At 69.5% G+C, this 13,459-nt stretch carries 11 protein-coding genes and 1 pseudogene; 5 read left to right on the forward strand and 7 right to left on the reverse strand.

The window, feature by feature from the left end:
* Nucleotides 1-2: 2 nt before the first annotated feature.
* Nucleotides 3-1,493: an FAD-binding protein gene (locus tag A37U_RS0104650; protein ID WP_020495451.1), complete on the reverse strand. Its 1,491-nt coding sequence runs from the start codon at nucleotides 1,491-1,493 to the stop codon at nucleotides 3-5.
* A 181-nt stretch (nucleotides 1,494-1,674) separates the two neighbouring features.
* On the opposite strand from A37U_RS0104650, the gene kstD reads away from it, so the two are divergent.
* From kstD to A37U_RS0104675, 5 genes are read left to right on the forward strand one after another with little or no spacing between them, the layout of a single operon-like run.
* Complete coding sequence (kstD, locus tag A37U_RS0104655; protein WP_026196874.1) at nucleotides 1,675-3,363, forward strand: 3-oxosteroid 1-dehydrogenase; 1,689 nt, start codon at nucleotides 1,675-1,677, stop codon at nucleotides 3,361-3,363.
* Nucleotides 3,360-4,490 carry a 3-ketosteroid-9-alpha-monooxygenase, oxygenase component gene (locus A37U_RS0104660; protein ID WP_020495453.1) on the forward strand — a complete coding sequence of 377 codons (1,131 nt, stop codon included), beginning with the start codon at nucleotides 3,360-3,362 and terminating at the stop codon, nucleotides 4,488-4,490. Before kstD ends, A37U_RS0104660 begins: the two co-directional genes overlap by 4 nt.
* Nucleotides 4,487-4,837 (forward strand): hypothetical protein, encoded by a 351-nt coding sequence (locus A37U_RS53370; RefSeq protein WP_020495454.1) that lies wholly within the window; start codon nucleotides 4,487-4,489, stop codon nucleotides 4,835-4,837. The genes A37U_RS0104660 and A37U_RS53370 overlap by 4 nt, the downstream gene beginning before the upstream one ends.
* Nucleotides 4,834-5,835, forward strand: a complete 1,002-nt coding sequence (locus tag A37U_RS0104670; RefSeq protein WP_020495455.1) for a ferredoxin--NADP reductase — start codon at nucleotides 4,834-4,836, stop codon at nucleotides 5,833-5,835. The genes A37U_RS53370 and A37U_RS0104670 overlap by 4 nt, the downstream gene beginning before the upstream one ends.
* A gap of 2 nt (nucleotides 5,836-5,837) precedes the next feature.
* Nucleotides 5,838-6,410 carry a maleylpyruvate isomerase N-terminal domain-containing protein gene (locus A37U_RS0104675; protein ID WP_020495456.1) on the forward strand — a complete coding sequence of 191 codons (573 nt, stop codon included), beginning with the start codon at nucleotides 5,838-5,840 and terminating at the stop codon, nucleotides 6,408-6,410.
* Between the two features lie 21 nt (nucleotides 6,411-6,431).
* Here A37U_RS0104675 and A37U_RS0104680 read toward each other — a convergent pair whose 3' ends face one another.
* From A37U_RS0104680 to A37U_RS0104700, 6 genes and pseudogenes are all read right to left on the reverse strand, one after another.
* Nucleotides 6,432-7,592 (reverse strand): lipid-transfer protein, encoded by a 1,161-nt coding sequence (locus A37U_RS0104680; protein ID WP_026196875.1) that lies wholly within the window; start codon nucleotides 7,590-7,592, stop codon nucleotides 6,432-6,434.
* Nucleotides 7,593-7,677: 85 nt separating this feature from the next.
* Nucleotides 7,678-8,076 (reverse strand): MaoC/PaaZ C-terminal domain-containing protein, encoded by a 399-nt coding sequence (locus A37U_RS0104685; protein WP_420806215.1) that lies wholly within the window; start codon nucleotides 8,074-8,076, stop codon nucleotides 7,678-7,680.
* Complete coding sequence (locus A37U_RS0104690) at nucleotides 8,073-9,041, reverse strand: bifunctional MaoC family dehydratase N-terminal/OB-fold nucleic acid binding domain-containing protein (RefSeq protein WP_020495459.1); 969 nt, start codon at nucleotides 9,039-9,041, stop codon at nucleotides 8,073-8,075. The genes A37U_RS0104685 and A37U_RS0104690 overlap by 4 nt, the downstream gene beginning before the upstream one ends.
* Nucleotides 9,038-10,183, reverse strand: coding sequence for an acyl-CoA dehydrogenase family protein (locus tag A37U_RS53375; protein ID WP_240437497.1), 1,146 nt, complete (start codon nucleotides 10,181-10,183; stop codon nucleotides 9,038-9,040). The genes A37U_RS0104690 and A37U_RS53375 overlap by 4 nt, the downstream gene beginning before the upstream one ends.
* 105 nt (nucleotides 10,184-10,288) lie before the next feature.
* Nucleotides 10,289-11,272: pseudogene (locus tag A37U_RS53380) on the reverse strand (acyl-CoA dehydrogenase family protein); the annotation flags it as partial.
* 18 nt (nucleotides 11,273-11,290) lie between these two features.
* The gene (locus A37U_RS0104700; protein WP_240437479.1) at nucleotides 11,291-13,396 is read right to left on the reverse strand and encodes an acyl-CoA dehydrogenase family protein; all 2,106 of its coding nucleotides are present in this window, start codon (nucleotides 13,394-13,396) and stop codon (nucleotides 11,291-11,293) included.
* Between the last annotated feature and the right edge of the window lie 63 nt (nucleotides 13,397-13,459).

Consider the following 13,459-nt stretch of genomic DNA (forward strand, 5'->3'; position numbering starts at 1 on the left):
TTCTAGTTTTTGGCCAGGGTGGTCGCCACGGCGCGTGCCGCCCTGCGTCCGGAGAACACACAGTCGGCGATCGAGAGCCCGCTGACGTACGAGTGTGCGCAGATCCCCGCCGCGGCCCGGCCCGCCGCGAACAGACCCGGAATCGGCCGGGCCTGCCCGTCCAGCACCGCACCGCTTTCCTCGTCCACGGCCAGTCCGCCGAGGGTGAGCATCGGCCACGGGTAGAGCAGGTGCGGGCGCAGCGAGATATCGAAGGCGTGCATCGGGTGCGTGGACTCCGGAAGCTGTTCGGGTGCCACCCCGATCCGCGCCGCGAGCGCGGCCCTGCTCGGTGCGCTGACCCCCTTACGCCGCACCAGGAACTCGAACTGCATCCGCTGGAACCACACCGCCTCCGCACGGATCTGCCCGCGTGCCTCGCGCAGCAGCGGTTCGTCCACGATCAGCCAGCCGCGCCCATCGGTGCGGCGCAGCAGCTCGGATCCGATCGCGGCGCCGTAGCGGTTCGCCCCGCACAGCAGCTCCCCCGCCGAATCGATCAACGTGCCCTTGGTGAACGCCGAAGGCGGGGTGATGAACCGCCACACCGAGACCCGATCCATCGCCTTGGTCGCCGCGCCCGCCTGTTCGCCGAGGCGCACCGAGCTGCCGTCGTCGGCGATGGTGCCCAGCGGAAGCGAACCCCGGAAGCGCTCCACGTGCTCGCCGAGCATCCGCCGGTTCGCGTTGAAGGTGCCGCTGGCCAGGATCACCCCGTGCCCGGCGGTGAGCTCGACCTCGGTGCCGTACCGCGATTCCAGGGCGGTGATCAGCTTACCGAGCCGCCTGCGCAGCGGTGGGGCGTAGACGCCGGGTTTCGCGGCGTACCCGGCCAGCACCCGGTGGGCACGGCGCACGAGCGCGGGTGCCGATTCGAGGGTGCGGCAGCGCACCCCGCGCACCACGCCGTCGCGCACGATCAGCCCGGTCGCCCTGGTCTGCCCGCGCAGCCGCACCCCGGCCTTGCGGGCCGCGGCCGCAAGCGGGGCGTAGAGCGCCTTGCCGGATGTCCCCGGGGCGTGCGCCCGGTGCCCGCGCGGGGGCGCCTGCGGATCGTGCGCGAGTTCGCTTCCGGAGTGGTAAAGGTAGTACCGGTCGTTCGGATAGGAGGTCTTGAATGGACAGGGCGTCGGTTCGAACGGAACCCCGTGCCCGGCGAGCCAGTCGATGTCCTCGGCCGAACCGGCACAGAATCGGTGCAGTGTCTCCGCCGAGACGGCCTCGCCGACCTCGGCACGCAGATACTCCTCCATCGCCTCGACCGAATCGCGCACCCCGGCGGCCCGTTGCACGCTCGTCCCACCACCCGCGTAGACCACCCCGCCGGAGATGGCCGTGGTCCCGCCACCGGTGAACCGGTCGATCGCGAGCACCCGCAGGCCCTGGGAGGCCGCCTGCAGCGCGGCACACGCTCCCGCCGCGCCGAACCCGACCACGAGCACGTCTGCTTCCACGTCCACTCCTTCACCACCGATGTGACTCGAGTCTTATGTGAAACAAGTTCTAGTTTTCTCGCGGCGCGATGTTACCCTCTTATATACGGCGGGCGATAGCGTTCGCCGAGGCGTTTCTATAACATGTTCCATATTTGGCCCATGAGCTGTCAGGGCGCGAATGCGGGAAGGCGCGGTGCGGATGCGGGACAGCACGGAGTACGACCTGATCATCGTCGGCAGCGGTGGCGCCGGCATGACGGCGGCACTCGCCGCCCACGAAGCGGGTTTGCGTACCGTGATCGTGGAGAAGAACGGACGGTACGGCGGTTCGACCGCGCGTTCGGGCGGCGGGGTATGGATCCCGGGGAACTCGGTACTGCGCAAGGCCGGGATCCAGGACACCCGCGCGGACGCGGCCGCCTACCTGCGCCATGTCGCGGGCCCCGGGATCGAGCAGGAGCGGATCGACGCTTACCTCGACCACGGCCCCACCATGCTGGACCTGGTGCTCGAGCGCACCCCGCTGAAACTGCAGTGGGTCCCCGGGTACTCGGACTACTACCCGGAAGGCCCCGGCGGACGGCCGGGCGGGCGCTCGGTGGAACCGGTTCCCATGGACTCCGGAGTGCTCGGCGAACTGCGCCGCACTCTGGAGAAGCCCTATATGGCCGGTCAGGACGCGATCCCGCTGACCCAGGCCGATTTCCGCAAGCTCAATCTGATCCTGCGGGACCCGCGCTCGATGCTGACCGCGCTGCGGCTGGCCGGGCGAATGACCAGGGCCCGGGTGCGCAGGCGCAAGGTGCTCACCATGGGACGGGCACTGGCCGCCGGGTTGCGGGTCGGGCTCGCCCAGGCTGGTGTCCCCATCGAGCTGAACACCCCGCTGCGCAGGCTGGTCGTCTCCGGCGGCGCGGTGCGCGGGGTGGTGGTCGACTCCGAGGGCGAAGAGGTCACCCTGACCGCGCGCCGCGGGGTACTGCTGGCCAGCGGCGGGTTCGAGCGCAACGCCGAACTGCGCAAGACCCACCAGCGCGAACCGATCAGCGGGGACTGGACCGTCGGCGCGGAGTCCAACACCGGTGACGGGCTGCTGGCCTGCCTGGAACACGCCGAGCTGGACGTGGCCACCGAACTGCTCGAGGAGGCCTGGTGGGGTCCCTCGATCCCGTTCGCCGGTGGCACCTACTTCTGCCTCGCGGAACGCACGCTACCGGGCAGCATCATGGTCAACGGCTCGGGCGAACGGTTCGGCAACGAGGCGGCACCCTATGTGGACGCCGTGCACGCGATGTACGGCGAGCCCGGCGGACCGGCCCGCAACATGCCCACCTGGCTGGTGTTCGACCAGCGCTACCGCAATCGCTACATCTTCGCCGGTCTTCCGCCGCGCCAGCCGCTGCCGCGCAAATGGCTCGCCTCCGGGGTGGTCCAGCGCGCGAGCAGCATCGGTGAGCTCGCCAAGGCCATCGAGGTGCCCGCGGAGCGGCTGGAGGCCAGCGTCAAGCGGTTCAACGGCTTCGCCGAGTCCGGAGTCGACGAGGACTTCGGCCGGGGCACCAGCCACTACGATTCGTACTACAGCGATCCACGGGTCCGGCCGAACTCCTCGCTCGCCGCGCTGCGCACCCCGCCGTTCTACGCGGTGCAGCTGGTGCCCGGCGACCTCGGCACCAAGGGCGGGGTGCGCACCGACGCGCAGGCCCGGGTACTGCGCACCGACGGTTCGCCGATCGAGGGCCTGTACGCGGCGGGCAATGTGAGCGCGGCACTGATGGGCGGCAGCTACGCGGGTCCGGGAGCCACCATCGGACCGGCCATGACATTCGGCTACCTCGCGGCCAAGCATGCCGCGGGGCACTCGCTGACAGTTACGGAGGAATCATGAGCGTGCGCAATATCGACACCGGCGCCACCGCGGCGCGGTACGCCCGCGGTTGGCACTGTCTCGGGCTGGCCGAGACCTTCCGCGACGGGCAACCACACGCGATCGAGGCTTTCGGTACGAAACTGGTCGTCTGGGCCGGGCAGGACGGGGAACTGCACGCGCTCGACGGCTACTGCAGGCACATGGGGGCCGACCTCACCCAGGGAACCGTGAAGGGCGACTCGATCGCCTGCCCGTTCCACGACTGGCGCTGGGGCGGGAACGGGAAATGCACCGGGATCCCCTACGCCAAGCGGGTTCCGCTGCGCGCGCGTACCCGCGGCTGGCCGACCAGCGAACAGAACGGACAGCTGTTCGTGTGGAACGATCCGCAGGGCAATCCGCCGATCCCGGAGCAGGCGATCCCGGAGATCCCCGGAGTGAACACCGAGCAGTGGAGCGACTGGATCTGGGACCAGCGGGTGATCAGCGGATCGAACTGCCGCGAGGTCATCGACAACGTCGCCGACGTGGCGCACTTCTTCTACGTGCACCACGCCTTCCCGACCCAGTTCTCGAACATCTTCTCCGGGCACACGGCGACCCAGTACCTGCGGTCGAAGGCGCGCCCGGACTACATGAAGGACCCGAAGAAGGCCGAGGGTTCCACGTTGCGCTCCGAGGCCACCTACTTCGGTCCTTCGTACATGGTCAACTGGTTGTGGCCGGCCATGAACGGCCATGAGATCGAGTGCGTGCTCATCAACTGCCATTACCCGATCACCGAGGACTCCTTCATGCTGCAGTGGGGCCTGGCCGCGAAGGGCTTTCCCGGGATGGAGCCCGAGCACATCCAGATCCTCGGGCAGAAGCTGCACAAGAACTTCGGTGACGGATTCCTCCAGGATGTGGAGATCTGGGAGAACAAGACCAAGATCGACAATCCGCTGCTGTGCGAGGAGGACGGCCCGGTCTACCAGTTGCGCCGCTGGTACGAACAGTTCTATGTGGACGTCGAGGACATCTCCGGGGAAATGACCAACCGGTTCGAGTTCGAAGTGGACACCACACGGGCGAACGAGGTGTGGGAGGCCGAGGTCGCGGAGAACCTGGCGCTGCGCGCGGAACGCGAGAAAGCCGAAGCATGAGCGGCGGGCGGTGGGCCAAACCGCAGACGGCGGCCGGGGAGCCCGGGCAGACCGAGGCGGAACGCACGGAGTACCTGTACGGCGGTCTGCGCGAGATCGCCTGCATGCGGTGCGCGGCCGTGGTGCTCGCCGGGAAACGCAGCCCCAAGCACACCAGTGTGCAGTGGACCCAGGACCCGGACCGGGTCTGCCAGGCGTTCAACCGGGAGGAACAACCCGGTTGCGAATGGCTGCGGGCCAGCATCGAGGCCGCCGCGGACGACGGGCTGTTCGTGGAGAAACCCGGTATCGACAAGCCCGGCATCGAAGATCCGAGCTTCGAGGGACCGAGCGAGGTACGGGCGTGACGCGTAGTTTCCTGCTCACCGTGGCCGAGGTGATCCCCGAGACCGCCGAGGCGAACACCATCGTGTTCGAGGTGCCCGAGGAGCACCGCGCGGTGTTCGCGCACCGGGCGGGCCAGTTCACCACGGTGCACATCCGGCTGGCGGGCGGGGAATCCGTGGCCCGTTCCTACTCCTTCTCCAACCCCGAGGGCGCCCAGCGGCCCCAGGTCACGGTGAAGCGGATGGGACCGGGCTCGGAATGGATGTGCGCGCTGCGCCCCGGTTCCCAGATCGAGGTGCTTGCCCCCGGCGGCACGTTCACCCCCGCTGCCCTCGACGAGGACATCGTGCTCGCCGCGGCGGGCAGCGGGATCACCCCGGTGTACTCCATCCTGCGCACCGTGCTCGAACACGGCAGCGGCCGGGTCTTCCTGCTCTACGCCAACCCGGACGCCGAGCGGACCATCTTCGGCCAGGCGCTCACCGAGCTCGCCGAGCGCCACGACCGCCTGGAACTCGTGCACTGGCACGAATCCGAACGCGGGCTGCCGACCGCCGAGGCGCTGACCGCGCTGCTCGGCGAGCACCGCGGACGGCGGCTCTACTACTGCGGGCCCGAGGGCTTCATGCGGGTCATGCGGGAGACCGCCACCGCACTGTCCTGGCCCGCGGACACCGTGCACGTCGAAGAATACCTCTCGCACCAGGACAACCCGTTCCTCCGCCCGGAACCCGGAGGCGGCGCGGCGGCGAAGGTGTTCGTGAACCTGGACGACACGGACAGCGAGATCGAATGGCCCGAGGGCACCAAACTGCTGGACACCCTGCTGGACAACGGATTGGACGCGCCCTACTCCTGCCGCGAGGGCCGGTGCAGCACCTGCGCCTGCCGCCTGGTCGGTGGTGAGGTGAAGATGCTGAACAACGAGATCCTCGAACAGGAGGACCTGGACGAGGGCATCATCCTGGCCTGTCAATCGCTCCCGCTCACCGAGGAAGTGCACATCCGCTACGACTGAGAGTGTCGGACCCGGGCCCGACCGACGCGGACTACCTGTGGCTCACCGAGACCTGGGCGGGAGCCCTGTTCGAGATCTCGGCGGGCGACGAACACGTGGATGTGCCCTGCTGTCCCGGATGGCAGCTCCGCCATCCGGTGCACCACATGGGAAACGTGGCCTCCTTCGTGGACGCGGTGATCGAGGCGGTCGGCCCGGAAGCCGAGTTCACCGGCGCCGAACTGCGCGGGGACGCCGAGGTGTGCGACCGGGCGGGCGAACAGACCAGCGCACTGCTGCACCGGCTGCGTACCCTCGACCCGCAGACGCGGGTGTGGAACTGGTCCAAAAAGCCCGCCCGGTTGCGGTTCTGGCCGCGTTGCCTTGCCCACGAGTCACTGGTGCGCGCGGACGAGGGTGCGCGATGGCACCGCGCGATCGAGAACGGCGAGGTCCGCGCCGTGGACACGGATCTCGATCCCGACGTACTGCTGCACGGCAGGGGCGAACAGCTCTATCTCGGACTCTGGGGCCGTGTCCCGCTCACCGGGACGCGCGGCACCGAAGCCCGAATCGCCGCCCTGCGCACCGGCTGAGAGCTGAGCTGCGCTGACAACTCAGGCAGCGCCCAGGATCAGGCCCGAGGTCGGCACTCCGGTTCCCGCGGTGACCAGCACATGGCCGGGATCGGTGATCTGGTTGACCGCGGTGCCGCGCAACTGGCGCACCGCCTCGGCGATCCCGTTCACCCCGTGCAGATAAGCCTCGCCGAGCTGGCCACCGTGTGGGTTCAGCGGCCAGCGCCCGGTCAGTTCGAGCTCACCGGAGGCCACCAGGGCCGGTGCCTCGCCGCGTCCGCAGAAGCCCAGTTCTTCGAGCTGCAGCAGGGTGTACGGAGTGAAATGGTCGTAGAGCACGATCGCGCCCATGTCCTCGGGCCGCAGCCCGGAACTGTCCCAGAGCTGGCGCCCGACGACCGACATCTCCGGCAGTGCCGCGATGTCCTCGCGGTAGTAGCTGGTCATCGTATACTGGTCGGGTCCGCTGCCCTGGGCGGCCGCGGCGATCCGCACCGGGGGCGCGGCGAGATCCCTGGCCCGTTCGGCCGAGGTGATCACCAGCGCGATACCGCCGTCGGTCTCCTGGCAGCAGTCGAACAACCGCAGCGGATCCGCGATCATCCGGGATTCCTGGTGCTCGGCGAGGGTGATCGGCTTGCCGTAGAACCAGGCGTTCGGGTTGGTGGCGGCGTGTTTGCGGTCGAGTACCGCGATCCGCCCGAAGTCCTCGCTCGTGGCGCCGTATTCGTGCAGGTAACGGCGGGCCACCATGGCCACGGTCGCCGCGGGGGTGGCGATCCCGAACGGGTAATGCCAGCCGTTGTCCACGCCCGCACTGCTCGGTGCGGCCACCGCACCGGTGGAAACCTGGCCGAACCGGTGCCCGGAGCGCTCGTTGAACGCGCGGTAGCACACCACGACATCCGCGGCCCCGCCCGCGACGGCCAGCACCGCCTGCTGCACGATCGCGCAGGCCGCCCCGCCGCCGTAACCGATCCGGCTGAAGAACCGCAGATCCCCCATGCCGAGTTCACGGGCGACGGCGATCTCGTCACTGGTGTCCATGCCGAACCGCACCACACCGTCCACATCGGACGGTTCGAGCCCGGCATCGCCCAGCGCGGAACGGATCGCCTCGCAGGCAAGACGCAGTTCGCTGCGCCCGGATTCCTTGGAGAACTCGGTGGCCCCGATTCCCACGATTGACGCGTCAGTCATGCCTGGCCTCCCGCAGTGCCGTCCGGCGTTTTGCGGGACACCCGCACCCGGTCGGCTTCATGCCCATCTCCCGGCCAACCCTTGGTCATTCCGCCTCCTCCATCGCGAACCGCACCGTGCCGCGCACGTGTTCGCCGAGACCGCAGGTCCCGCTCACCGCGACCACGTATTGCTCCTCCCCCGCTTCCTGCACCGATTCCTGGACCGAACCGGTGATCGTCAGGGTGTCCCCGGCGTAGCAGGGCACCCCGAGCTTGATGGAAACCCCGCGCACCAGGCAGTTCCGGCCGCCCCAGTCGGTGACGAACCGCTGCACGAGCCCGGTGGTGGTGAGGATGTTGAGGAAGATGTCCTTCGAACCGCGCTGCACGGCGGCATCCCGGTCATGGTGCACATCCTGGAAGTCCCTCGTCGCGAGCGCGGTGCTGATCACCACGGTCGGGGTGACCTCGACGCGCAGTGCGGGCAGTGTCGTCCCGATCATGACCGCGGCCTCCATGCCGGGAGCACCAGATCATCGGTGACCCGGAGGAAGACCACCTCGACCTGTTGTCCGATGTGGACCGTGTCCGGGTCCACATCGATGAGCTCGCCCATCATCCGCACACCTTCCTCCAGATCGACGAGCGCGACCACGAACGGGGTCGCGCGCCCGGGAACCTTGGGGTGGTGGTGCACCACATAGCTGTACACCGTTCCCTTTCCGGTACTGCGGATCCAGTCCGGTTCCGCGTCCGGCTGCTCGCGCCCCATCGCTCCGGGCGGGTGACGCAGTTCGGTGCCGAACCGCTGGATGCGCAGTTCCGCGTTCTTCGTGCCCTCCCAGAAGAACTCGGTGTCCTTCGAGACCGGAGGCCGCATGGTGCCCGCGGAACGCTCCCGGGCATCGATGATGTCCGGGTGATTCCCGGTCTCCACGTCGTCTGTTCCCGCGCTGCCCGGGCGGAACTTGAGCACCCGGAAACGCATCTCGCCGACCGGTTCGCCCTCCACCGTCCACCTCGTTTTCGTGGTGACGAACCAGCCCTCGCCGAGCGCGGTCCGCTTCGGCCCGACCACCTCGGTCAGCTCGGTCGCCGAACTCACCCGCTCGCCGACGCGGAGGTAACGGTGATAGGTCTGATCGGAGTTCGTGGCCACGATGGAGGTGTACCCGGCCTCGTCGAGCGCCGCGATGATGTGCCCGAGCGGATCGTCGGTGGCACGTGCCCCGTGCAAGCCAGCCATGGTCCAGGCCTGGATCATGCCCGGCGGGGCGACCGTGTCCGGTCCCGGCGCGTAGCGCGGATCCGCATCGCTGAAAGCCTCGGTCCAGTTGTTGATCATCGCGGTGTTCACCGGATCGCGCGCCTGCCGCGGGGCGCTGCGCCCGGCGGCCGCGATCTCCTCGGCCCGGCGGCGGATCCACTCTTCGGTATCGATGGCTCGATTCCTCCCTTGCTCACTCATCGCGGCACCCGCGGCAGCCCGAGCCCGAACTGGGCGATCAGTTCCCGCTGCACCTCGTTCACCCCGCCGCCGAAGGTCAGCACCAGATTGCGCCGCGCCATCATGTCCAGCCAGGCGGCGAGCTCGGCGGTCTCCGGGTCACCCGGATCACCGTGCCGGGCCAGGATCTGGTTGAGCAGCCGGCCGACCCGCTGCATCTCGGTCGAGCCGAACACCTTGGTGGCACAGGCATCCCCGACCGAACCGTCATGCGAGGCGGCCACCTGCCAGTTGAGCAGTTCGTTGATGCGCAGCACGGCGAGCACCTCACCGAGACCGGCGCGCACATCGGGTTCCCCGAGCAGCCCGCGCGCGAGCGCCCAGTCCCGCACCCGGTCGTACTGCGCACCGACATACCCGTGCGGGCCGAGCATCACGCGCTCGTGGTTGAGCTGTGTGGTGATCAGCCGCCAGCCCTTGTTCTCCTCGCCGACCAGGCGGTTCACCGGAACCCGCACATCGTTGAAGTAGCAGGCGTTCACGTGGTGCGCGCCGTCGCAGGTGATGATCGGAGTGTGGCTGAACCCGGGATCGCGGGTGTCCACGATCAGCACCGAGATCCCCTTGTGTTTCGGGGCTTCCCGGTCGGTGCGCACGGCCAGCCAGATGTAGTCCGCCTCGTGCACCCCGGTGGTGAACATCTTCTGCCCGTTGATCACGTACTCGTCCCCGTCCCGCACCGCGGTGGTGCGCAGCGAGGCCAGGTCGGTCCCCGCCTCGGGTTCGCTGTACCCGATGGCGAAATGCAGTTGCCCGGCGAGGATCTTCGGCAGGAAGAACTCGCGCTGTTCCTCGGTTCCGTTCGCGAGCAGGGTCGGCGCGACCGTCTGCAGGGTCACCGAGGGCAGTTGCACATCGGCGCGTGCGGCCTCGTTGACGAAGATCGCCTGTTCGATCGGGTCGACCCCGCGGCCGCCGTACTCGGGCGGCCAGCCGACCCCGAGCCACCCGTCGGCACCGAGGCGGCGCACGACCTCGCGGTGCGCATCGCCGTGCCGCTGCACGCGCAGCTGCTCGCGCTGCTCCGGGGTGATCAGCGTGGCGAGATAGGCACGCAGTTCGGCGCGCAGTTCCTGTTGCTTCGGCGAGAGTTCCAGTTCCACCCCGGGTCCGGGTTCCCGGCGTTCGACGACCGGTTCCGCCCCGGCCAGCCCGCCGATCGCCTCGGTCGCCGCCGATCCCCCGCCGAGGAATCCGGTCAGCGTGGTGAGTTTCCCGTAGTAGCGGTGCAGCGGGTAGTCCATGTCCACGCCGATACCGCCGTGCAGATGGTGGCAGGTGTGCACGGCCTCGACGGTGCGCGCGGCCAGCCAGTAGCCCGCGGCGGCCAGATCGGTCGCCGCGGCGAGTCCGTTGCCCAGCCGCCAGCAGGCCGAGAAGGCGATCAGGTGCATGGCGCGCGCGGCGATATAGACATCGGCGACCTGGGCCGCAGCGGCCTGGAAGGTGGCGATCGGGCGGCCGAACTGCTCCCGGGTCCCGATGTGTGTCACGGTCAGGTCGAGCGCCCCGGCCAGAGCCCCGTCGGCGAGCGCGGCCGCTCCGGCCAGGGCGTGCTCGTGCACCGAACGCAGCAGTTCCGCGCCGCCGAGCACCCGGACCACCGGGGCGTCCTCGAGGTGCAGCGAACCACGCGGCCCGGGGCGCACCCCCTCGCCGTTCGCGTCCACGAGCACCACCGCGGGCGCGCCCTCGTGGGTCACGGTGATCAGCAGCCGGGCGGCCTGGTCCAGCTCGGGCACGTTGATCTTGGTGCCACGCACCCGCAACCGGTCGCCTTCGGCGCGGGTCACGGTGCGCGGCTGCACCGGGAACGGCGTCGAGGGTTCCCCGATGGCCGCGGTGAGGATCGCGCCGTCCTCGATCACGCTGCGCGGCAACGGATCCAGTTCTTCCGGCTGCGCTGCACCGGCCTGCGCGGCGAGCGGTAACGCGGCGAGGAACAGCGAGCCGAAAACGGGCACATCCGCTCCCGCGCGGGCGATGGCCTGCGCGAGCAGCCCGGCCTCGAACACGCCGAGGCCCGAGCCACCGTGCTGCTCCGGTAGCACCGCACCGAGCACGCCCGCATCGACCAGCGCCTTCCAGATGTGCGCCGGATTGCCCTCTTCCCGGCGCAGCACTTCCTCGGCGAGCTCGACCAGCGCGCGCTGATCGGCATCGAGTTCGAAACGCAAGCCGCAACCTCCCACTCTTAGCTCGGATACCGTTCAGCCGCGTGGCAGGCCGAGCAGGCGCTCGACCACGTGCACCCCGAGAACCTGGGTACTGCCACCCGCAATGCTCAACGCCCTGCTGCGCAACAATTCCGTGGACAGTTCCCGGGCCTGACCGTCGGTGAGCGCGCCCTCGGGCCCGCACAGCGACAGCGCGGCGTCCGCGGTCCGCTGCCGGTGCTCGACCCCGACCAGTTTGGCCACCGCCGATTCGGCGCCCGGCTGGCGACCGGCGAGCCGCAGTGCCGCCCCGCGCGCGTCCAGTGCCCGTACCGCGAGCCCGCTGCACACCAGTTCACCGATCCGGGCAAGCACTTCCCCATCCGGCTGGGCCCCGTCCGGATCCGCACCGGCCATGCTCAGCACACGTTCCAGATCGGCGTCGAAAGAGGCATTGGCGGACAGCGCGACCCGTTCATTGGCCAGGGTCGCCCGCGCCAGTTTCCAGCCCCCGTTCACCGCGCCGACCACGCAGTCGTCCGGGACGAAGACGCCGTCCAGGAACACCTCGTTGAACAACGCATCCCCGGTGATCTCGCGCAACGGCCGCACGGTGATCCCGGAGGTGCGCATGTCCACGAGGAAGTAGGTGATCCCCTTGTGCTTCGGGGCTTCCGGATCGGTGCGGGCCAGGCAGATCGCCCAGTCCGCGGTCGCCGCCATCGAGGTCCACACCTTCTGCCCGGACAGTTCCCAGCCGCCGTCCACCCGTTTCGCGCCGGTGCGCAGGCCGGCCAGATCGGATCCCGCCTCCGGCTCGCTGAACAGCTGGCACCACACGAGATCGCCGCGCAGAGTCGGCGCGATGAACCGTTCACACTGTTCCGCCGTGCCGAAACCGAGGATGGTCGGCAGCGCCCAGGCGCCCACGACCAGGTTCGGCCGGGCGATCCCGGCGGCGTCCAGTTCGGCGTCGATCGCCAGCTGGGTCGTGGCGTCCGCCTCGAGTCCGTAGGGCCGCGGATAGTGCGGCATGATCAGGCCCGCCTCGGCGAGCGCGCGTCGCTGTTCCGGTTCGGCCAGTCCGGCGATCTCCGCGATGCGTGCCCTGGTTTCCGGATCCGCCGCGCCCCGGTCCCGCGCGGAACGCCGGCGCCCCTCCAGGGCGAGCCGGGCCACCCGCTGATTGCCCGTGCGGGAGAACCACTGCCGCAGGGCGAGCGCGCGGCGCAGGTACAGGTGCGCGTCGTGTTCCCAGGTGTAGCCGATCCCGCCGAGCACCTGGATACATCCCTTCGCCGCGGCGACCGCGTGCTCCAGTCCGGCGGCGCAGGCCGCGGCCGCGGGCAATGCTTCCCCGCTCAGCGCGGCATCCCAGGCGAGTGCCCCGGTGGTTTCTTTGGCGCACAACAGATCCGCGCACAGCAGTTTGACCGCCTGGAAGCTCCCGATGGGTTTGCCGAACTGTTCGCGGGTCTTCGCGTACTCCGCGGCGGTGCGCAGGCACCAGCCGGTGATGCCCGCGCACTCGGCGGCCACGAGCACCGCGGTGATCAGTTCGGCGTCCCCGCGCAGTTCGGCGTCCCCGCCCGGGGTGAGCCGTTCGCCTTCCACGGCATCCAGGCTCACCCGGGCGACCGGGACGGACGGGTCGAGCGCTTCGCGTGCGGTGATCCGTGCCCGCGCGCCGTCCACGAGGAACCAATCCGCGCCGGTTCCGGCGAGCAGCATGCCGCCTTCCTCGGCGCCGAGCACGGTCGCGGTACCGGAAATCCGCCCGTTCTCCAGGTGGAACCCGTCCGCTACGGCGAACCGCGCGCGTCCGGCAGCCAGCTCGCTTGCCTGCGGGTGATCGCCCAGCAGCACGGAGGCCAGCAGGCTCGGCAGCAGCGGTCCGGGTACGAGTTCGGCTGCGCAGGCTTCCGCGGCCACCGCGAGGTCGAGCAGTTCGCCACCGCCCCCGCCGCGCGCGGGGTCCACCGCGATGCCGAGCACACCGAGCTCGGCGAGCCCCGGCCAGTGCTTGCGCCAGGCCTGGCTACCGCCATCGGCCTGTTCCCGTACGGTTTCGCGCACCTTCGCGGCCGAGGCGAAGGACGTGATCGCCTCGGCGAGCGCATGGTGTTCCTCAGTGATCGGGATCGTAACGCCGGACTGCACGCCCATAAGTAGAACATGTTTCAGTCTTGGAGGGAAGATTACATACAAATCTGCACGTATATC

Source organism: Sciscionella marina DSM 45152, assembly GCF_000379465.1.
Taxonomy (GTDB): Bacteria; Actinomycetota; Actinomycetes; order Mycobacteriales; family Pseudonocardiaceae; genus Sciscionella; species Sciscionella marina.

Coding starts and splice junctions, on each gene's coding strand:
- kstD (WP_026196874.1), top strand. CDS start 1,675: ATGCGGGACAGCACGGAGTACGACCTGATCATCGTCGGCAGCGGTGGC.
- A37U_RS0104660 (WP_020495453.1), top strand. CDS start 3,360: ATGAGCGTGCGCAATATCGACACCGGCGCCACCGCGGCGCGGTACGCC.
- A37U_RS53370 (WP_020495454.1), top strand. CDS start 4,487: ATGAGCGGCGGGCGGTGGGCCAAACCGCAGACGGCGGCCGGGGAGCCC.
- A37U_RS0104680 (WP_026196875.1), bottom strand. CDS start 7,592: ATGACTGACGCGTCAATCGTGGGAATCGGGGCCACCGAGTTCTCCAAG.
- A37U_RS0104685 (WP_420806215.1), bottom strand. CDS start 8,076: ATGATCGGGACGACACTGCCCGCACTGCGCGTCGAGGTCACCCCGACC.
- A37U_RS0104690 (WP_020495459.1), bottom strand. CDS start 9,041: ATGAGTGAGCAAGGGAGGAATCGAGCCATCGATACCGAAGAGTGGATC.